This is a genomic window from Woeseia oceani (assembly GCF_001677435.1).
GTDB classification, from domain to species: Bacteria; Pseudomonadota; Gammaproteobacteria; order Steroidobacterales; family Woeseiaceae; genus Woeseia; species Woeseia oceani.
The window spans coordinates 1,439,379-1,458,076 of the sequence record NZ_CP016268.1 but is presented as its reverse complement, the minus strand read 5'-3'; the positions used below and the strand labels follow the sequence as shown (position 1 = coordinate 1,458,076).

At 56.7% G+C, this 18,698-nt stretch carries 17 protein-coding genes; 8 read left to right on the top strand and 9 right to left on the bottom strand.

Annotated features, from left to right (window positions below):
* The first annotated feature begins 90 nt into the window (after nucleotides 1–90).
* Genes BA177_RS06425 through BA177_RS06405 form a run of 5 tightly spaced genes read left to right on the top strand, consistent with a single transcriptional unit; the run spans nucleotide 91 to nucleotide 3,491 of the window.
* Nucleotides 91–696, top strand: a complete 606-nt coding sequence (locus tag BA177_RS06425; RefSeq protein ID WP_068614377.1) for an SCO family protein — start codon at nucleotides 91–93, stop codon at nucleotides 694–696.
* Nucleotides 693–1,151: a copper chaperone PCu(A)C gene (locus BA177_RS06420; protein WP_082989915.1), complete on the top strand. Its 459-nt coding sequence runs from the start codon at nucleotides 693–695 to the stop codon at nucleotides 1,149–1,151. Before BA177_RS06425 ends, BA177_RS06420 begins: the two co-directional genes overlap by 4 nt.
* Complete coding sequence (gene asd, locus BA177_RS06415; protein ID WP_068614372.1) at nucleotides 1,148–2,023, top strand: archaetidylserine decarboxylase; 876 nt, start codon at nucleotides 1,148–1,150, stop codon at nucleotides 2,021–2,023. Before BA177_RS06420 ends, asd begins: the two co-directional genes overlap by 4 nt.
* Nucleotides 2,020–3,015, top strand: coding sequence for an EF-P lysine aminoacylase EpmA (gene epmA / locus BA177_RS06410; RefSeq protein WP_330385153.1), 996 nt, complete (start codon nucleotides 2,020–2,022; stop codon nucleotides 3,013–3,015). The genes asd and epmA overlap by 4 nt, the downstream gene beginning before the upstream one ends.
* Nucleotides 3,012–3,491 (top strand): GAF domain-containing protein, encoded by a 480-nt coding sequence (locus BA177_RS06405; RefSeq protein ID WP_068614364.1) that lies wholly within the window; start codon nucleotides 3,012–3,014, stop codon nucleotides 3,489–3,491. The genes epmA and BA177_RS06405 overlap by 4 nt, the downstream gene beginning before the upstream one ends.
* Here the strand turns inward: BA177_RS06405 and efp are convergent.
* Nucleotides 3,484–4,050: an elongation factor P gene (efp, locus tag BA177_RS06400; protein WP_068614362.1), complete on the bottom strand. Its 567-nt coding sequence runs from the start codon at nucleotides 4,048–4,050 to the stop codon at nucleotides 3,484–3,486. The genes BA177_RS06405 and efp overlap by 8 nt on opposite strands.
* A gap of 321 nt (nucleotides 4,051–4,371) precedes the next feature.
* Between efp and BA177_RS06395 the strand changes: the two genes are divergently transcribed.
* Both BA177_RS06395 and BA177_RS06385 read left to right on the top strand, forming a co-directional pair.
* The gene (locus BA177_RS06395; protein WP_068614359.1) at nucleotides 4,372–6,471 is read left to right on the top strand and encodes an EAL domain-containing protein; all 2,100 of its coding nucleotides are present in this window, start codon (nucleotides 4,372–4,374) and stop codon (nucleotides 6,469–6,471) included.
* Nucleotides 6,472–6,709: 238 nt separating this feature from the next.
* Complete coding sequence (locus BA177_RS06385) at nucleotides 6,710–8,761, top strand: type IV pilus assembly protein FimV (RefSeq protein ID WP_156762723.1); 2,052 nt, start codon at nucleotides 6,710–6,712, stop codon at nucleotides 8,759–8,761.
* A 12-nt stretch (nucleotides 8,762–8,773) separates the two neighbouring features.
* Here the strand turns inward: BA177_RS06385 and parC are convergent, their stop codons facing one another.
* The 5 genes from parC to BA177_RS06360 form a co-directional block, all read right to left on the bottom strand.
* Nucleotides 8,774–11,020 carry a DNA topoisomerase IV subunit A gene (gene parC, locus BA177_RS06380; protein ID WP_068614350.1) on the bottom strand — a complete coding sequence of 749 codons (2,247 nt, stop codon included), beginning with the start codon at nucleotides 11,018–11,020 and terminating at the stop codon, nucleotides 8,774–8,776.
* 11 nt (nucleotides 11,021–11,031) lie between these two features.
* The gene (parE, locus tag BA177_RS06375; protein WP_068614347.1) at nucleotides 11,032–12,918 is read right to left on the bottom strand and encodes a DNA topoisomerase IV subunit B; all 1,887 of its coding nucleotides are present in this window, start codon (nucleotides 12,916–12,918) and stop codon (nucleotides 11,032–11,034) included.
* A 153-nt stretch (nucleotides 12,919–13,071) separates the two neighbouring features.
* Nucleotides 13,072–13,656, bottom strand: coding sequence for a DUF3501 family protein (locus tag BA177_RS06370; protein ID WP_068614344.1), 585 nt, complete (start codon nucleotides 13,654–13,656; stop codon nucleotides 13,072–13,074).
* Nucleotides 13,657–13,659: 3 nt separating this feature from the next.
* On the bottom strand, nucleotides 13,660–15,003 hold the full coding sequence (locus BA177_RS06365; protein WP_068614343.1) for a heterodisulfide reductase-related iron-sulfur binding cluster: 1,344 nt from the start codon (nucleotides 15,001–15,003) through the stop codon (nucleotides 13,660–13,662).
* A gap of 71 nt (nucleotides 15,004–15,074) precedes the next feature.
* Entirely contained in the window at nucleotides 15,075–15,494 is a 420-nt protein-coding gene (locus tag BA177_RS06360) for a rubrerythrin family protein (RefSeq protein WP_068614340.1), read from the bottom strand.
* Between the two features lie 172 nt (nucleotides 15,495–15,666).
* On the opposite strand from BA177_RS06360, the gene BA177_RS06355 reads away from it, so the two are divergent.
* Nucleotides 15,667–15,903 (top strand): exodeoxyribonuclease VII small subunit, encoded by a 237-nt coding sequence (locus BA177_RS06355; protein ID WP_068614337.1) that lies wholly within the window; start codon nucleotides 15,667–15,669, stop codon nucleotides 15,901–15,903.
* A gap of 13 nt (nucleotides 15,904–15,916) precedes the next feature.
* Here BA177_RS06355 and BA177_RS06350 read toward each other — a convergent pair whose 3' ends face one another.
* The 3 genes from BA177_RS06350 to thiL are packed head-to-tail and all read right to left on the bottom strand — an operon-like array spanning nucleotide 15,917 to nucleotide 18,689.
* On the bottom strand, nucleotides 15,917–17,224 hold the full coding sequence (locus BA177_RS06350; RefSeq protein WP_068614333.1) for a serine/threonine-protein kinase: 1,308 nt from the start codon (nucleotides 17,222–17,224) through the stop codon (nucleotides 15,917–15,919).
* Between the two features lie 15 nt (nucleotides 17,225–17,239).
* Entirely contained in the window at nucleotides 17,240–17,725 is a 486-nt protein-coding gene (locus BA177_RS06345; protein ID WP_068614330.1) for a phosphatidylglycerophosphatase A family protein, read from the bottom strand.
* Complete coding sequence (gene thiL / locus BA177_RS06340) at nucleotides 17,718–18,689, bottom strand: thiamine-phosphate kinase (protein ID WP_068619001.1); 972 nt, start codon at nucleotides 18,687–18,689, stop codon at nucleotides 17,718–17,720. The genes BA177_RS06345 and thiL overlap by 8 nt, the downstream gene beginning before the upstream one ends.
* Between the last annotated feature and the right edge of the window lie 9 nt (nucleotides 18,690–18,698).

Below are 18,698 nucleotides of genomic sequence, written 5' to 3'. Positions count from 1 at the left end.
AGCGGGCCTGCGCGGGGTTCTGAAAGTCGCCTCCGGATCCATTAAACTCCGCCTCTCAATACCTTCTGACGACCTGCATTGATGACACCTATGCGCTACATAATCGCTGGCACTTTCATTGTGCTGGGTCTGGCCGGCGGCGGCTACTTCCTGAGCAAAGCGGTGCAGCCGCAGACATTGCAGGATGCGACCGTACTGCCGGACTCGCGCGCGCTGCCGCCGTTCGAACTGCTTGACGACCGCGGCCAGCCATTTGGCAATCAGCGACTCGCCGGCAACTGGACACTGCTGTTTTTCGGCTTCACGCATTGCCCCGATATTTGCCCGGCCACCCTGCAACAGCTGTCGATCGCGCGCCAGCGCCTGGCCGAAAACGGCGTCGATCCCTTGCCGGAAATCGTCCTGATCAGTGTCGACCCGGAGCGCGATACCGCGGACGTTCTGGCAGATTACGTACACATATTCGGCGATCACGTTACGGGCGTTAGCGGCGAGATCGATGAACTGCAGAAACTGACCAGCGATCTTGGCATACACTTCCAGAAGGCCAATACAAGCGACACAAGCTACGTGGTTGACCATTCGACCGCTGTCCTGCTGACGAATCCGGCTGCCGAACTGTCAGCGCTGTTTTCGGCGCCGCATTCAGTGGACGCGTTCGTCAACGACCTCGCCATCCTGATTTCCCGAAAATGACAGGACGAATAGCCATTGCGCTGTGCTGTGCGGCACTGAGCGCCTGCAGTCCTGCTCCAGACGGGCTGGTCATAACCCATACGTATGGCTTTGCACCTGTCGGCACCAGCGGTATGGCTGTCGCTTACCTCACTGTGCACAACAACACGGGGCAAGATATTCGTATCGAGAGCGTGCACAGCAAACTGTTCGCGAACGCAGAGATTCACGAAACCGTGATGCAAGACGGGCATGCGCGTATGCGCGCTATGGAGAATATTGAGATACGAGCGGGCGAAACCCTTGAACTGGAGCCAGGTGGTGTTCATCTCATGTTAATGCAGCCCCATGAACCCGTCACCGCCGGCACAGTGGACACATTGACGTTCAACCTCAGTCAGCACGACGCCGTTATCGCTCCCGTCGAGTTTTTCGCCCGCAACGCACCACCGCCCATGCACGAGGACATACATTGAGTAACATAACAGCGCGGTTGTTCGTCTACCTGCAATACCTGCTGCCGCGATTCGGCATCACCGCGATGGTCTATCGGCTAACGCGTGTCCGGAATACCGCCGTCAAGAATCTGCTGATCCGCGGCTTTGTCCGACTGTTCAAAGTGGATACTCAGGAAGCCGACGCCCCGGTTCCGGACGGTTACGCTTCGTTTAACAAGTTCTTCATTCGCGAACTGAAAGCCGATGCGCGGCCCATTGCCGATGGAACCGATGTCCTGGCTTGCCCTGTGGATGGCACGATCAGCGAGGCTGGCAAAATTTCACATGGACGACTGTTTCAGGCGAAGGGCCACTACTACACATTGCGGGACTTGCTTGCCACAGACCTGAACGATGCAAACCATTACAACAATGGCAAATTTGCAACCATCTACCTTGCGCCGCATAACTACCATCGGGTGCACGCCCCATTTGCCGGCCAGCTGACAGCGGCGCGCTACGTTCCCGGCGACTTGTTCAGTGTCAATCAGGCTACCGTATCGCACCTGCCTGGCTTATTCGCGCGCAACGAACGATTGATTTGCCATTTTGAATCGGACATGGGTCCGTTTGTTGTCGTATTCGTTGGCGCCATGAACGTTGGCTCAATCAGTACTCCGTGGACTGGCGAAATCCGTCCGCGTCGCAAAGGCATGATCGAACAACTCGATCTTGGCGGCAGCCCGACTAAGCGAAGCGTCGCGAAGGGAGGCTTGCTGGGCTGGTTTAACATGGGCTCTACAGTAATTCTTCTGCTGCCGCGCACGGTCACGCTGCGTGATTCACTGCATCAGGGCAGACCGGTGCGAATGGGCGAAGAACTCGCCACATTCAATGCGAAAGCCCGGTGAACGACGAGACTAAATCCTTGCCGGACTGGCGGCCAACAGCGTCGCTCGAAACAGCCCGGTGCCGGGCAAGAATGCTGGGGTCGGCGCGGGCATTTTTCGCCGAACACGGCGTTCTTGAAGTAGAGACGCCCGCGCTCTCTGCCGCGGCCGTCAGCGACCCGCAAATTGAGAGTATCCGCGCACTGGTGCAGGCAGGAGGTGATCAGCCCTATTTCCTGCACACCTCACCTGAGTTCGCGATGAAGCGCCTGCTGGCAGCCGGCTGGCCGGACATCTACCAGATCGGCAAAGTATTTCGCGACGGCGAAGTTGGCCCAAGGCACCAACCCGAGTTCACCATGGTGGAATGGTATCGGCGTGAAATAGCCTTTGAGGAAATGATGCAGCATACGGTCGCTTTCATCGCGCGCGTACTGGATCAACACACAAGTCTGGATGACGCGAATTACCTGTCATACGCTGATGCTTTTCAGCGCTACGCCGGGATAGACCCACATGGCAGCACGCTGGACGAACTGCGAGTTGCCGCCGATGCCGATGATCACCTCCGGCGCGCGCTGGGTGATGACCGCGACGCCTGGCTGGACCTGTTGTTAACGCACCGGGTTGCTACACGCTTTGACCGGGAGAAGCTGACTGTCCTCCACCATTACCCGGCATCGCAGAGTGCGTTGGCAAGACTTTGCCCGGGTGATCCGAACACTGCCGACCGCTTCGAAATATTCTTCGGCGAACTGGAATTGGCCAACGGTTACTACGAGCTGAGCGACGCAGAGGAACAGGAATCTCGCTGCGCCAGCGACCAGGAACTGCGCGCCCGGACGAACAAACCGATAAGACCGCTGGACCGGGACTTTCTGGCTGCGCTACGCTCCGGATTGCCCGCCTGCTGCGGCGTCGCAATCGGCTTTGACCGCTTGGTCATGGTCAATTCCGGCGCAAAGGAACTGCGTCAGGTTCAATCCATCACCGCGGTGAAAGTACCAACATGACCGACACAGACTATCCTCTACTCTCTCGGCAACTTGATGCGCTGACTGCCGATGAACCCGACGCACTTGCGAACACTGCAAATTTCGTTGCCCTGCTTTGGCAGGCATTGCCAGCCATCAACTGGCTGGGTACGTACGTCGTACGGGGCACTGATCTCGTGCTGGGTCCGTTTCAAGGCAAACCAGCCTGCGCGCGGATACCCGTAGGGAAAGGTGTTTGCGGAACAGCCGTAAGCGAACGACGCTCGCTGCGAATTGAGAACGTGGACGAATTTCCAGGCCACATTGCCTGCGACTCCGCATCACGCTCGGAACTGGTCGTGCCGCTGGTGATCAACGACACCGTGGTTGGAGTTCTCGACATCGATAGCCCGCACTTGTCGCGCTTCAGCAGCGAAGATCAGGCGGGTATCGAACGACTGTGCCGAGACTATTGCGCGCTGCTGGAAAGCCGCGCGCAAACGACGTTTATTTGACGCGCGAAACGTAGTCGCCAGAGCGGGTATCGACCCGAATCACTTCACCCTGTTCAACGAACAACGGTACTCGTACCACCGCCCCGGTCGACAGCTTCGCGGGCTTCACGCCGCCGCTGGCCGTATCACCGCGCACGCCCGGATCCGTTTCGACAATTTCCAGTTCGACAAAATTGGGCGGCATCACGATAAGCGGCACGTTATTCCATAGCGTGATCTGGCACATGTCCTGCTCTTTGAGCCAGGCCTTCGCGTCTGCAACCGCTTTTTCGTCGGCGGCGTGTTGCTCGAATGTATCCGGCACCATGAAGTGCCAGAATTCACCGTCGTTGTAGAGGTACTGCATTTCGGTATCGACAACATCAGCGGCTTCGACGCTGTCACCGGACTTGAAGGTCTTGTCGACGGTCTTGCCGGTCTTGAGGTTCTTGATACGAACGCGATTGAACGCTTGCCCCTTGCCCGGCTTGACGAACTCGTTCTCAACAATGATGCAAGGATCATTGTCCATAATGAAACGCAGTCCTGAGCGAAATTCGCTGGTGCTATAGCTTGCCATGTGCTCTTTTCACCGGCCCCTTGCGGGTCGGCGCCTGGTACGCCAAAAAATGTGGCCGCAATCACAGTGTCGCGGCCGGCCGTATGATACCCGTTCCGCATTGGCGGCGAAACCAAGCCTGTGGGGAGCCCTGAGCCCTCGATCGGCACCCAATAAGCGACTGATTCACATAGTAGATCGTGATCCGCGTCGCAGAACTTGATGGCCATCACGGAATCAAGCGGCTCCTAGGGGCTACTCTGCCCCCGGAGCAATTGAAGCGACCCCTATTTTAATTAATCTGGCCGGGCAAGATTCGCTTGTCGCCGGCAGGACTGAATTTTGAACCAGAATCACGGCATTTCCGTTGCTGTACTGACACGCAACCAGGAAGACGTTGAGTGCGTCAATGTTACATTGCGCAGCTCAGGCCATGCCGCCCACTGCGAATGGGCAGCTGACCCCAGCCAACTCGACAAGATACTGAGCGAGAACAAGACGGAACTCATCATCCTTTTCCAGGACAGCTATCCGGACGAGGTGCGCCAGGTTGTCCGTCAGAAAGACAGCTACCACCCTGAGCTTCCGGTTATTGCCGTACAGGCGGAACCGGATGAAGCCGCCATCCAGGCCGCGATGAAAGACGGTGCGCGCGACCTCGTTTCAACGAATCACCGGACGCGCTGGTTGGCAATCATGGAGCGGGAGCTGCGTGCATTGCGGCTGGAGAGAGCCCTGAATTCGACCGTCAACGCTGCCAACGAATACAAGCGTCAGTTGCACCAGTATATGGAGCGCTCGGAAAGTGCGATCGCCTACGCACAGGACGGCATCATTACCAGTGTGAACAGTGCCTGGGTCGAACTGTTTAAAGCTGCGAATGAAGACGACGTGGCCGGGCTGCCACTGATGGACAGCTTTGAAGCGGAGAGTCATGCGGCCATCAAGGGCGCTCTTGTAGCAACGATGAAAGGCAAGTGGCCGGCCGAAGATCAGCTCGATGTCAAAGCACACACTGCCAATGGTGAATCAACCAAACTTGCGCTGTGCTTCCAGTTGGTGGAATTCGAAGACGGCCCGCACGTGCAAATCGAAATTGCGCAGCGACCTGCTGCAGTCGAAGAACCCACGAAGCTGGTTCACGACGCGCTACAACGCGATCCAACCACCCTTTTCTATCACCGCCAGCAATTTCTGGAGCGCATGCAAAAACGCAGCGCAAACAAGCCCTCGTCTGGTATGTATGTGCTGGCTTGTATTCAGCCCGATCATTTTTCAACCGTTCAAAATGACGTAGGCATCCTTGCTTCCGAGGACATACTTGCGCAGCTCGCGGAACAAATTCGGCTGCGGCTGCATCCACGCGACTTTGCCGGTCGCTTTGAAGGCACGATGTTAATGGTTTTGCTGGAGCGCGGCAGTGAACAGGACGCACAGGCATGGGGTCAGCAACTCGTCGATTACATTCGGGAATTTCCGTTTGACATTGCAAATCAGACTATTCACCTCACCTGTACAGTGGGTATTTGTGCGATTAGCGGGATCTTTAACTCGCTTGAGGAACAGATTGCCGCGGTGATTACCGCAAAGCGCGAAGGTCGCAGCGCAGGCGGCAACAGGGTCTGCCTAAGTGATACCGACAACGAGGATACTCGCCTGCGGCGTTTCGACGCGATCTGGGTGAAACACATTCGATCAGCTCTCATGGAAAACCGCTTTCGCGTTGCACACCTGCCAATAGCCGGGTTGCGCAGTGAAGCAGGCCCGATGTTCGATATGCTCGTGCGGATGCTGGATGAACAAGGCAACTCGGTATTACCGTCCGAATTCCTGCCGGCCGCAGAACGAAACAACCTGATGAAAACCATTGATCGCTGGATCATTACCGCGTCTATGGATTTCTGCCTGGAAGAAAAAGCAGAACGAGTTTTTATTCGTCTTTCGCGGCAGTCGCTTAAAGATCCGTCGCTCGCGGAGTGGGTCACGCAAGAACTGGGCAAGCGGGATCTGCCGGCAAACCGCATTTGCCTGCAAATTTCTGAACGCGATGCAGCACTGCATATAAAGCTGGCGCAAACACTTGCGAGCGATATCCGTGCTGCTGGCATCGGGTTCGCACTGGCGCACTGCGGAATAGAGCGCAACCGAGTACAAATTCTCGACCTGCTCAAACCGGACTTCATAAAGATTGACGGCGAACTGATGCATTCTCTGACCAGCGATACCGAAATGCAGGAAAACGTGCGCCGGCTCGCTGCAGCCGCCGAGGAACGACGCATTCTCACCATCGCAGAACGTGTGGAAAACGCCAATGCCATGGCAGTTTTGTTCCAGCTGGGCGTACATTTCATGCAGGGCCATTATGTGCATGAGCCTGAAGTGGTGCTTGCCGAGGCTCCACGAGTTGCAGCCAAGAGTTACGATGCATTGATTAACGGCTGATTCCGGCCGGGGGCCGGCAACCCGACAGGCTGTCTGGCGCGGTCAAACTGTGAACTGGCTCACAGTTGACTCTCCGTGACGATACTCAGGCTATCCGGCGCATTCCAAACTTTGACCGGGTCGATATTCCTACAAAAAATACACGGTTAGACTGCGGATCAATAAGCCACAGTGTTTGAGCGATTCGTCCGTCCCCTGACGGGCGAAACAGAGAACCCAGAAAGTACGGAGTCCGCCCGTGAAAAAAGCGCAAAGCCAAACCAGCAAGTCAGCTGCCAAGGCGAAACGATTCCCCGCCAGATCCGCGGTCGTATCCACCTTTACCGCCAGCAGTATTTGCGCATTACTGGCCAGTCCGGGCATGGCGGTTGAGCTCGGTGAGATTCAACTGGAATCGGCGCTGGGTCAGCCGCTACGGGCAAGCATCGCCTACGCACTTGCGCCCAATGAACGCATCAACGAACAATGCGTTTATCTACGCTCCGGCGTTCCCATGGCCGGCGTCCCTGAAATCACCCGTGCGATCGTTTCGTTGAATGGCCAGCGCATCCTTCTGCGTGGCAATACGGCATTGCGCGAACCGATGATGAGTCTGCAACTCGCCATCGACTGCCCGTATACCGCGCGACTAAGCCGCGAATATGTATTGCTGCTGAATCCGCCAAGCACGGTTGAACAGTCATCGGCTGACGCTCGGCCGATCGCCTCGAATCCGGCCGGCAGCTCCCCTGCACCGGCAATCCGCCCCGCGACGGCGACCCGTCGAAGCCTGGCGGCACCGGCGACCAGACGAACCAGCGCACCAGCCGTCGTTGCTGGCGACCGCTACAACGTGCAGCCCGGCGACACCCTGTCGGGTATCGTGGCGCGCATCGAGAATCGCAAGCTTCGGCTTTGGGACTCCGTGGACGCCATATACGCGGCGAACCCTGAAGCGTTTCTGGACAACAATATCGACCGCCTGATTGCCGGCAGTACCTTGCTTATCCCCACGTCCGTTGTAGACGTGGCAACACCAAGCGTACCGGCTGTACAAGCAGCGGCAACGCAGCCGACTACAGCGAGAGCCTATCGCGGCGTGCTTGAAGGCACGGCAACACCACCAGCGGCTGCCACCACACGTTTGCCAGAAGCAAGTAACACACCGACTGCCGCCCAACCAGCATTGGCCGCAACTCCGGCCGCTGCCGAAACACCACCCGTAGCGGACTCGGCAGTGACCGTGAGTGAAACACAAACCAACGTCGCGCCGACGGTGGCAGATACCCGGGAAAATGTTGCGCCAACAGTGAGCATCCCGGATACCCGGATTGTTCAGCGTCAACCCATACCAGCCCCTGTCGCTGTAACGACTGCTGACGACTCCGCTCAATCCTGGCTGGTCTGGCTGGGCGTTGCCGGCGTAGGTATGTTCCTTGGACTGCTACTCTTTGGTCGCCGTTTGCGGGAACGTTTCGGTCACGTTCCGGACATGGAAGAAACACAGATCAACGAATCGTTGCTGAACCGGCGTAGCAGCGATCGTGGTGAAGAATCGGCCTACGACGAACTTGGCCTTACCGACGCCACACCGAGATCGGCTGACTACCAACTGGATGCAGACCTGGGCGACGGCAAAGGATTTGACAGCAGTGACGATATTGACGTTGCGCTGGATTACAACTTCGCCGCTTCCGGTGACTACGGCACTGAACTGGACCTGACGGTCGGTGAAAGCGAGTCCAACAACGACGAACTGCCCACTGATGTCATGGAGAAGCAAAATAGCGCCACGGATACGATGGAGTATTCGGAAACCGGCTACGACATGTCGATGGTTGTCGATGTATCCAAACAGAAGTTTGAATCCTCAGCTACAACCCGGGACCTGCAGGCCATTCAGGTCGAGCCAGTGAACTCGACCCAGGTCAAACCGGGCCCGCTCGACCTGACCACAGAGTTCGATCACCGTATTCTGGAACAGGATTACGAGGACGAGTTGACCGCGACACAGATACTCAACAACGAGATCGAACAAGCTGCACGTGAACTGCAAGCACGCCTGAGCGAATTCAATGAAGACCCGAATTCGGTGTCCATGGCTGAAGACCTCGAAGGAACGGCCGAAATTACGGCCGAAATGCCCGCGCGCCGCACGGCTGACAACGACAGTCCGGAGACAGCGCAGGAAGCCGGCCTGGACGACTCAATGACGGCCTTGTTGCCAGAACGTGGCGACGACGAGTTCGATCTGGAGATCGACATGGATATGGACACGGCCGTGCACAATCGAAAGAGCAACGCAGGCTGAAACCAGCGGCGGTTATTGATCGGCTGACAATCTCTCTACTTTGCGCCAGCCTTGCGGGAGCATACTGCCTCGCAAGGCTCGTTCGCCGTAGTAATCATCCAGGTCATTCCACTTCAGCGTCATCGTCCGTGCGGCTGTATGCACCTGCAGATTGCCCTCTTCCGGAATAACAGCAACGGACACCAACTGTTCCTCACCCGCCTGATACTTTTTAGACGGGATATTCAACAACTTGTTGCCTTTGCCTTTCGCAAGTTCCGGCAAGTCGTCCATCTCGAAGATCAACAAGCGGCCGATAGAACTGACGGCAGCAATCAGGCATTCAGCATCCGCGGGCACCGGGGCCGGAACCACAGCACGCCCGCCGGAGGGCACGCGCAATACCGCCTTGCCAGCCTTGTTGCGCGACACCAGGTCATCCAGTTTGGCTATAAAACCGTACCCGGCATCGCTCGCCAGTACCCACCTGTCGTTCGGTTCGCCGATCAAAGTGCCACAGAAACCAGCGCCGTCCGGCGGGTTGAACCGCCCGGACAAAGGCTCGCCCTGGCCGCGCGCTGACGGCAAGGTATGGGCACTGGCACTGTAAACCCGGCCACTGCTGTCGATAAACATCGCCAACTGATTGCTGCGTCCGCGCGCCGCAGCAAGAAAACCATCGCCGGATTTGTAGCTCAGCGCAAACGGATCCACTTCGTGACCTTTGGCGGCGCGTGCCCAGCCACGTTGTGACAACACGATTGTTACTGGCTCGCTTGCCACCAACTGAGTTTCGTCCAGAGCTTTGGCTGTGTCGCGTTCGACGATTACGGTGCGGCGTGCATCACCGTAAGCCTCAGCATCTTCCAGCAACTCATTCTTGATCAGAGTCTTCAGCCGTGCCGGACTGTTCAGAATCATTTCAATTTTCTTGCGTTCGGCGCTGAGCTCATCCTGTTCGCCACGGATCTTCATTTCCTCAAGCTTGGCCAAGTTACGAAGTCGCAGATTCAGTATTGCTTCAGCCTGAATCTCGGATAACCCGAAACGCTCCATCAGCACAGGCTTGGGCTTGTCTTCCTGGCGAATGATCGCGATAACTTCATCGATATTGAGGTAGGCCGTCAGCAAGCCATCAAGTATGTGCAGACGATCTTCAACGATCTGCAAACGGTGATTCAGGCGGCGTGTGACAGTGTCACGCCGAAAAGCCAGCCATTCAGTCAATAAACCGTGCAAATTGAATGCGCGCGGTCGGCCATCAAGCGCAACGATATTCATGTTGGCGCGAACAGTGCGTTCGAGAGATGTCGTTGCGAACAAATGAGACATCAGTTCTTCAACATCAACCTTTCTGGATTTCGGTGTAATGACCAAACGAATCGGGTCTTCGTGATCTGACTCGTCACGCAGATCTTCAACCAATGGCAGTTTCTTGTTGCGCATTTGTGCGGCAATCTGTTCCAGCACCTTCGAGCCGGCGATCTGGTAGGGCAATGCTGTAATGACGATGTCGCCATCTTCAACTTTGTAGGTAGCCCGCAAGCGCAAAGTACCGTTGCCAGTTTCGTAGATGGCGCGAATATCATCGTGTGGAGAAACCAGTTCGCCGCCTGTCGGGAAATCCGGGCCCTTGATGTGTTTCATCAAGTCTGCAACCGTCGCTTTGGGCTTATCGATCAGGTGCACGCAGGCGCTGACCACCTCGCGAAGATTGTGCGGCGGAACATCCGTCGACAACCCAACAGCGATACCGGTAGTGCCGTTAAGTAACAGATTGGGCAAACGAGCCGGCAAAACGACGGGTTCATCCATCGTGCCGTCGAAATTCGGAACCCAGTCGACTGTGCCGTGCGCAAGCTCAGCCAACAAACTCTTGGCGTAGGGCTTCAAACGCGATTCGGTATAACGCATTGCGGCGAATGACTTGGGGTCATCCGTCGAACCCCAGTTACCCTGACCATCGATAATGGAATAGCGGTACGAAAACTCCTGCGCCATGAGCACCATCGCTTCGTAGCAGGCGGAGTCACCGTGCGGATGGAACTTGCCAATCACGTCGCCGACGGTACGTGCCGATTTTTTCGGCTTCGAGCCAGCGGACAAACCGAGTTCGCTCATTGCGTATATGATGCGCCGCTGCACCGGCTTCAGTCCGTCGCCAATTTGTGGCAGCGCGCGATCCAGGATGACGTACATCGAATAATTGAGGTACGCCTTTTCGGTGTAGTCCTTCAGCGCCTGCTTTTCGACACCTTCAAGATTAAGTTGATTCTGCATGCCGGTATTCCTCAGACCTCCGCCAGGTTGCCTTTTGTCTCAAGCCAGGTACGGCGATCTGCCGAACGCTTCTTGGCCAGCAGCATATCCATTAGCTGGTCTGTACTTTCTTTTTCGTCGATAGTCAGCTGCACCAGTCTGCGCGTATCGCGGTGCATGGTTGTTTCCCGCAGTTGGCCCGGACTCATCTCGCCCAGACCTTTGAAGCGCGTAACGCTAAGTTTGCCACGGCGACCTTCAGCTTCGATCCGGTCGAGGATGCCCTGACGTTCCGGCTCGTCCAGTGCATAGAAAACATCTTTGCCGATATCGATGCGGTACAACGGCGGCATGGCGACATACACATGCCCCGCGGTAACCAGCTTGGGAAAGTGCCGCAGAAACAACGCGCACAATAAGGTTGCAATGTGCAAACCGTCGGAGTCAGCATCGGCCAGAATGCACACTTTGTGATAACGCAAGCCAGAAATATCCGGCGTGGCCGGATCTACGCCCAACGCAACGCTGATGTCGTGTACTTCCTGCGAACCCAGTATTTCGGCGGCATCGACTTCCCAGGTATTCAGAATCTTGCCGCGCAGCGGCATGATTGCCTGAGTATTCCGGTCACGCGCCTGTTTGGCTGAACCGCCGGCAGAGTCGCCCTCTACCAGGAACAATTCGCAGAGCTCCGGCTCCTGCGATGTGCAGTCGGCCAGTTTGCCAGGCAGCGCGGGCCCTGAAACGATCTTCTTGCGCACAACTTTTTTCGCGGCTTTCAGACGCTTTTGGGCTTTGCTGATCGCCTGTTGCGCAATCAGGTCGCCACTCTCCGGGTGCTGATTCAGCCACAACGAAAAGCTGTCTTTGACGATACCCGTGACGAACGCCGCGGATTCGCGCGACGACAGGCGTTCTTTGGTCTGCCCCGAAAACTGCGGATCCTCCAGCTTGGTACTGAGTACGAAAGACAGACCGTCCCACACGTCTTCCGGAGCCAAACTGACGCCGCGCGGCAACAAACCACGAAACTCGCAAAAAGCCCGCAATGCGTTGGTCAATCCGGTCCGGAGTCCGGCGACATGAGTGCCGCCCTGCGCTGTCGGAATCAGATTTACGTAACTTTCCGCTACCGGCTGACCCTCTCCCGTCAACCAGACCAGCGCCCAGTCCACCGCCTCGTGTTTACCGGTCATGCTGCCGGCAAAAGGCTCCGACGGCAGAAACTCGCTGCTGTCTATCGCTTCCAGCAAGTATTCTTCCAGACCGCCGGAGTAGCACCACTCCAGCTTTTCTTCCGGCTTTTCGATGGTCAGGCGGACCGTCAGCCCCGGACAAAGTACCGCCTTCGCCTTCAGCGCATGCTTGAGCTTGCTGACGGAGATCTTGGGGGAATCGAAGTACTTCGGATCCGGCCAGAATCGCAGCGTTGTCCCCGTGTTCGCCTTGCCAACGGTACCTACAACTTCCAGTTTGCCGCGCTTTTTGCCATCGGCGAAACTGAGGTTGTATTCCTTGCCGCCACGTCGAATCCAGACTTCGAGGTTCTTGGACAATGCATTGACAACGGAAACGCCGACGCCATGCAGTCCGCCAGAATACTGGTAGTTGTCCTTGTTGAACTTACCGCCGGCATGCAGCCGGGTAAGAATCAGTTCGACCCCCGGTATTTTCTCTTTGGGGTGAATATCAACTGGCATGCCGCGGCCATCGTCGCTGACTTCGAGCGAGCCGTCCTCGTGGAGGGTCACCTCAATTTTCTTGCAATGACCTGCCAGCGCCTCGTCAACGCTGTTGTCGATAACTTCATGGGCCAGATGATTGGGCCGCGAAGTATCGGTGTACATACCGGGCCGCCGGCGTACCGGTTCAAGGCCGCTAAGGACCTCGATGTCCGCCGCATCGTATCGTTTACTCATTAGATCTGGAACGCCGCAAGGAAAAATCCGGGGACAGTTTACTGATTTATGGAAGGCTTGTCTGAGTGATTTACGGCCGAGGAATCAACCTCAAGAACCACCCTCTGGCTGGAAGTTCGTACGCAGCGAAATTCTTCCCGGGCACTCGTTCACTCAAGCGAGGTCATTGAGCAATGACTGCCGAACGTTGGCGGGCACTGGCCGCACCTCCACCTGGTAATTCTCATGATCGATCCCGGCAGCCAGTTCGCCACCGGCTTTCAGGCCAGCGACATCGGCAGCTGACAACTCGAAACGCATGAAATGCACTGCCGAGGTTTTCTCGTCCGTTGAACGCGGCAAGTCTTCGTTGGCGATCGGTCGAATCAAATCCCCCGTTCCGATCTGCATCCAGACCCGATTTTCGATGCCGATCAATTGTTTCAACATTGCCCGACGCTCATCCACATCGGGGAACTCAATCATAAAGGTCGCTTTCCAGTTGCTGCCATCCGGTATCAAAGGATTGTAGGCATCCAGTTCCTCATTGATACCCGCCGCCTCAAATATGCGCTCGATCCGCAGCATCTCCTGAATCTGATACTGCACGGTGATGCGGTCTTCGAAATACAAAGTCGCATTAGTGCCAAGCTCCAGGCGACGGTTGCGCTTGTGAGCGAGTACTTCGTTGCGAAATTGCGGACGAACTTCAGCATATTTTTCAAGGCTGTACAGTTGATCTTTGCTTAGCTTTTGCATGAATCAGATTCCGTAAGCCTGGCGCAGTAAAGCGAGTGGATGCTCTGCACTGTTGTCATCCAGACTCTGTGCAATTTGGTCGGCCGCCATCGGACAGTCACTGGCAAAGTGCTGCGGCGCCGCCTTCTTGACCTTATTGACCACTGGCCGGGCAATTTTCTTGGAGATTTCGTGAAACTCTTTTTTTACAGCGTAGGTACCGTCGTGGCCGGAACAACGCTCAATGGCCTGCACTTCTGTATCAGGTGCCATCGCCAGTACATCGCGGGTCTTCAGACCAATATTCTGCACCCGCAAATGGCAAGCGACCTGGTAGGCAATCGTTCCCAGTGAATTCTTGAAGTCGGTTTTCAACTGGCCGTGCTTGTGCCGCAGCATCAAGTACTCAAAAGGATCGTACATCGCATTGCGAACTTTGCTGACGGAATCGTCTTCCGGGTACATAAGTGGCAGCTCCTGTTTGAACATGAGCGTGCACGACGGAATGGGTGTGACGATATCCCAGCCGCGTTCGACCCAATCGGCCAATACCGGGATGTTCTTCTCTTTCGCCTTCGCGACTGCCTGTAAGTCACCCAACTCCAGTTTGGGCATGCCACAACAAACTTCCTGCTCGGCCAGCGCGACGGCTATGCCGTTGTGTTCGAACACGGCAACCAGGTCTTCGGCAAGAGCCGGCATATTGCGGTTGCCGTAACAGGTTGTGAACAGGACCACCTTGCCAGTGGTTTCCCCTGCGGCAATGGCGGAATCACCTTTCACTTCGAGATGCGATTTCAGACGTTTGCGGGCCGTGCGCGAATGGTAAGCGGGCAATGGCGCGGCATGATGCACACCGAGCGTTTTCTCCAGCAATTTGCGCGCGGTCTTGTTACGTGCGCTGGCGTTTACCGTCTGCACAACGACAGGAATACCGGCAAATCGCCCTACCTTGTCAGTGGAACTGAGTATGCGGTCGCGCTTGCTTGCACCCTGCTCACGAAAACGGCTGGCTTTGGCACGCAACATCAGGTGCGGAAAATCGACGTTCCATTCGTGCGGCGGCACGTACGGACATTTGCTCATGTAACACATGTCGCAGAGATAGCAGTTATCCACGACGTCCCAATAGACTTCCTTCGGGACGCCATCCACCTCCATGCTGTCCGAGGCGTCGATAGCATCAAACAGAGTTGGGAAAGCGTTACACAGATTGAAACAGCGCCGGCAACCGTGGCAGATGTCGAAAACCCGTTCGAGCTCTGTATCCAGCGCCTGCTGGTCGTAGAACTCGTCCGTTTGCCAGGCCAGCGGATGCCGCGTCGGGGCTTCGAGACTGCCCTCGCGCCTGTCGCCGTTGTTACTCATAGGGAAATTCCAGAACGGGCGGCCGCAGAAACCGGACTGCCCGGCAACACCGGGCAGTCACGGCCAGTACATCAATCGTCCAATGCGTCCAGTGCCTTCTGGAAGCGATTGGCGTGCGAACGCTCGGCTTTGGACAGTGTCTCGAACCAGTCGGCGATTTCGTCGAAATCTTCTTCGCGAGCGGCTTTCGCCATACCCGGGTACATGTCCGTGTACTCGTGCGTTTCGCCGGCAATGGCTGATTTGAGGTTGTCGGCCGTTGCACCGATCGGCAGACCCGTAGCGGGGTCACCTACTTCCTCAAGGTATTCCAGATGACCGTGCGCATGCCCGGTTTCACCCTCTGCCGTTGAGCGGAATACGGCCGCGACATCGTTGTAACCTTCGACATCCGCTTTTGCTGCAAAGTACAGATAACGGCGGTTAGCCTGTGATTCGCCGGCAAACGCTTCTTTCAGGTTGCCCTCGGTTTTGCTGCCTTTCAAAGACATGATTGTTCCTCTCCAACGTACTCGTACCAAAACAATTTAGACTAAGTCTAATCGGAGACTCACTTTATGCGCGGGCACGGATGTTGTCAACGCAGCCCAAAGGTCTCGTTGACGGTGCTCACTTGCAAGGGTAGCGTACAGCCGAATCCGCACAACGCCTGACAGGAATTCCATGAGCGCCAAGAAAGAAATCGACCTTGAAAAATCGCTGGAACAGCTCGAAACGCTGGTAAAAGAGCTGGAAAGCGGCGACCTGCCGCTCGAGAAAGCCATGCAGAAATTCGAGCAGGGAGTGAAATTGACACGCAACTGTCAATCAGCGCTGAAAGACGCCGAACAGCGGGTCGAAATATTGCTGAAAAGCGCTGGTGGCGAGTCGGTTCTGCAGGAATTCGACAGCGACGATTAGTCGCACCAGAGACTCAGGAGGTTTCGGCGTTTCCATCACCCTGCAAACGGGTGATCAGGGAGCGTAGGAATACCTTGTTGAAGCGTAGCTGGCAGGATGCCGATACCTGCTCCATCAGGGTCGAACTGACCCGCAATATTGTCACTGCGCCTGTGGCTCGAATGGAAGCTGTTCGCTTGGCACCGCGCACGTAGCTGGTTTCGCCGAAACAATCGCCTGCCTCCAGTACCCCAAGTTTCTTGTGGTTGGCTTCGACTGACGCCTGCCCGGCAACAATGATATAGAAACGATCGTCCATCTCGCCTTCGCGTACGATGTCTTCTTCGTCCTTGTACTCATGCCAGTCACTGGCACGCAGCACTTCCCAGATTTCAGCGTGAGAAAACTCGTGGAAGAATGTCAAAGCACGCAGTAGATCAAAATGTTCCTGATTGTCGAGGCTGTCGTACTTGGCTCGCAGGTCCTGATAAACGCGCGTCAGATCCGCGGCGAGCGCATTGCCACTCGCGCAACGTTTGGCTGCCTCTTTGTGCATGGTCATCGCGACGACATTTTCCAGCTCTTCAGGCAGATCCGGGCGATAGGTATGTATCGGCGGCGGCGTCGCGTAAACGATCTGGTGCAGTAACTTCGACAGGTTGTCTGCCCGGAACGGGCGGAACCCGGTCAACAGCTCGTACAAGACCGCGCCGAGAGAGTAAATGTCCGAACGGGATGTCAGCTCTTCAGACTGCACTTGTTCGGGCGACATGTAGCTGGGTGAACCGGCGATGCCTTCAATGCGCGACACTTCCGAGTCGTTGCAGATCGCAATGCCGAAATCGATGATGCGAACGTCGTTGTCGATCGTCAGCATAATGTTACTTGGCTTGATGTCACGATGAATAACGCCGCGGCCGTGCGCGTAGTGCAGTGCTTTGGCGCACTTGTAGACTATCTCTACCACATCGTCGACACGCAGCAAGTTATCGGGACGGCAATAGGCGGAGAGCGTGCGTGCCCCCTGAATGTGTTCTGTGACTACGTAGTATTTGCCGTCTTCTTCGCCGGCATCGTAGATTGGCAGGATGTTCGGGTGCTGCAACATGCCAACCATGTGCGCTTCGTTAAAGAACATCTTGCGGGAAACGCGCGCGCGATCGGCGTCAGCATCTTCCTCGATGTTGTATACCTTGATCGCAACATCGCGGCGGTAGTAAGGGTCATGCGAGAGATAGACGACCCCGGTGCTACCCTGCCCCACCTTGTTGATGATGACGTACTTGCCAATCTTCGCCGGCACATTGCTGGGGCGCTTTAGCGGGGTGACTTTGCCAGTCATAGAGTTCCGTCTTTTTCATGACATAAGCCAACCACTGAATACGAGCACGAGTGCGGCATACAGGGCAGCTGCGAGGTCATCAAGCATAATTCCGAGCCCCCCGTGCAGTCTGTGATCCAGGTCCCGAATCGGCCAGGGCTTCCAGATGTCGAACAAGCGAAACAGGCCAAAAGCGGCCAACCACCAAGTGATTTGGGCGGGAACGACCAGCAGCGTCAAATAAATACCGGCAATCTCATCCCAGACGATACCGGGATGGTCGTGCACGCCAATTCGTCGCGCCGATTCGCCGCATATCCAGATACCGACCAGTGCTATCAGGACGCCGACCGCAAGGCGCAGGGTCATGGGCAATGGCAAAAAGGCCCATGCCACCAGTATCCCGGCCACAGAGCCTGCCGTGCCGGGCGCTTTCGGTGCCAGACCCGAACCGAAACCGAAGGCCAGAAAGTGCACAGGGTCGGTCATGACGGTGCGGGCAAGCGATGGTTGGTCAGTCATGTTGGGCGGTGTCCTGACTGGAGAAATGCCGGTAGCCGGCACTGGAATATTCAACGACACGACCACCGTCAGTCAGGCGCAGGCCCGCAACATTGTCCGCCGAACCGATGCGGGTAACGGCAACGCCGAGCCCGGCGGCAACCTGGCGAAACTCCGCATCCTTTGCCACAGGCACTGTAAGGCACAGTTCGTAATCGTCGCCGCCTTCCAGCGCGAAGCGCCTGGCCGACTCTTCACCGGCGAAGTCGACCAATGCCGCCGATACCGGCAACAGACTTCGTTCAATCGTTGCGCCGACGCCGGATGCGACGACAATGCGTTGCAGGTCCGCAAACAATCCGTCCGAAATATCAATGCCGGCGCTGGCGATCCCGTTGACGGCCTGCCCAAGCTGCACTCGGGCGCTGGGCCGACGAAACCGTGCCGTCAGCTCATTTTCCGCTGCGGCCTGCTGTATCAACGACAAACCGGCGGCCGCATCGCCCAGTGTTCCGCTGACATAAATGCCATCCCCGGGTTGACAGCCGCTGCGCAGCAGGCCGGTGTTGGCAGGCAGCAAACCAAGCAACTGGACGCTGACCACTATTTGGCTGCCGCGGGTCGTGTCACCACCCACGAGGGCGACACCGTGTTCATCCGCCGCAACAAACAAGCCATTTGCGAACGCTTCCAGCCACGCCGGTTCCGATGCAGGCAACGTCAGCGCCAGCGTCATCCAGGCGGGTTTCGCCCCCATCGCTGCCAGGTCGGACAGGTTAACCGCGACCGACCGGTAACCTATGTCAGCAGGATCAAGACCGGAGGGAAAATGTACGCCGGCAACACTGGTGTCAACAACGGCTACCAGTTGCTGGCCTGACGGCACGTCGAGCAGCGCGCCATCGTCCCCGATACCGAGCACGACACCCGCACCCGTCTCGCGACAAAAGTAACGGTCTATCAGCTCGAACTCATCGATCGCCATGACGGCCAC

Coding starts and splice junctions, on each gene's coding strand:
- BA177_RS06425 (WP_068614377.1), top strand. CDS start 91: ATGCGCTACATAATCGCTGGCACTTTCATTGTGCTGGGTCTGGCCGGC.
- BA177_RS06420 (WP_082989915.1), top strand. CDS start 693: ATGACAGGACGAATAGCCATTGCGCTGTGCTGTGCGGCACTGAGCGCC.
- BA177_RS06405 (WP_068614364.1), top strand. CDS start 3,012: ATGACCGACACAGACTATCCTCTACTCTCTCGGCAACTTGATGCGCTG.
- efp (WP_068614362.1), bottom strand. CDS start 4,050: ATGGCAAGCTATAGCACCAGCGAATTTCGCTCAGGACTGCGTTTCATT.
- parC (WP_068614350.1), bottom strand. CDS start 11,020: ATGCAGAATCAACTTAATCTTGAAGGTGTCGAAAAGCAGGCGCTGAAG.
- parE (WP_068614347.1), bottom strand. CDS start 12,918: ATGAGTAAACGATACGATGCGGCGGACATCGAGGTCCTTAGCGGCCTT.
- BA177_RS06370 (WP_068614344.1), bottom strand. CDS start 13,656: ATGCAAAAGCTAAGCAAAGATCAACTGTACAGCCTTGAAAAATATGCT.
- BA177_RS06365 (WP_068614343.1), bottom strand. CDS start 15,003: ATGAGTAACAACGGCGACAGGCGCGAGGGCAGTCTCGAAGCCCCGACG.
- BA177_RS06360 (WP_068614340.1), bottom strand. CDS start 15,494: ATGTCTTTGAAAGGCAGCAAAACCGAGGGCAACCTGAAAGAAGCGTTT.
- BA177_RS06355 (WP_068614337.1), top strand. CDS start 15,667: ATGAGCGCCAAGAAAGAAATCGACCTTGAAAAATCGCTGGAACAGCTC.
- BA177_RS06350 (WP_068614333.1), bottom strand. CDS start 17,224: ATGACTGGCAAAGTCACCCCGCTAAAGCGCCCCAGCAATGTGCCGGCG.
- BA177_RS06345 (WP_068614330.1), bottom strand. CDS start 17,725: ATGACTGACCAACCATCGCTTGCCCGCACCGTCATGACCGACCCTGTG.
- thiL (WP_068619001.1), bottom strand. CDS start 18,689: ATGGCGATCGATGAGTTCGAGCTGATAGACCGTTACTTTTGTCGCGAG.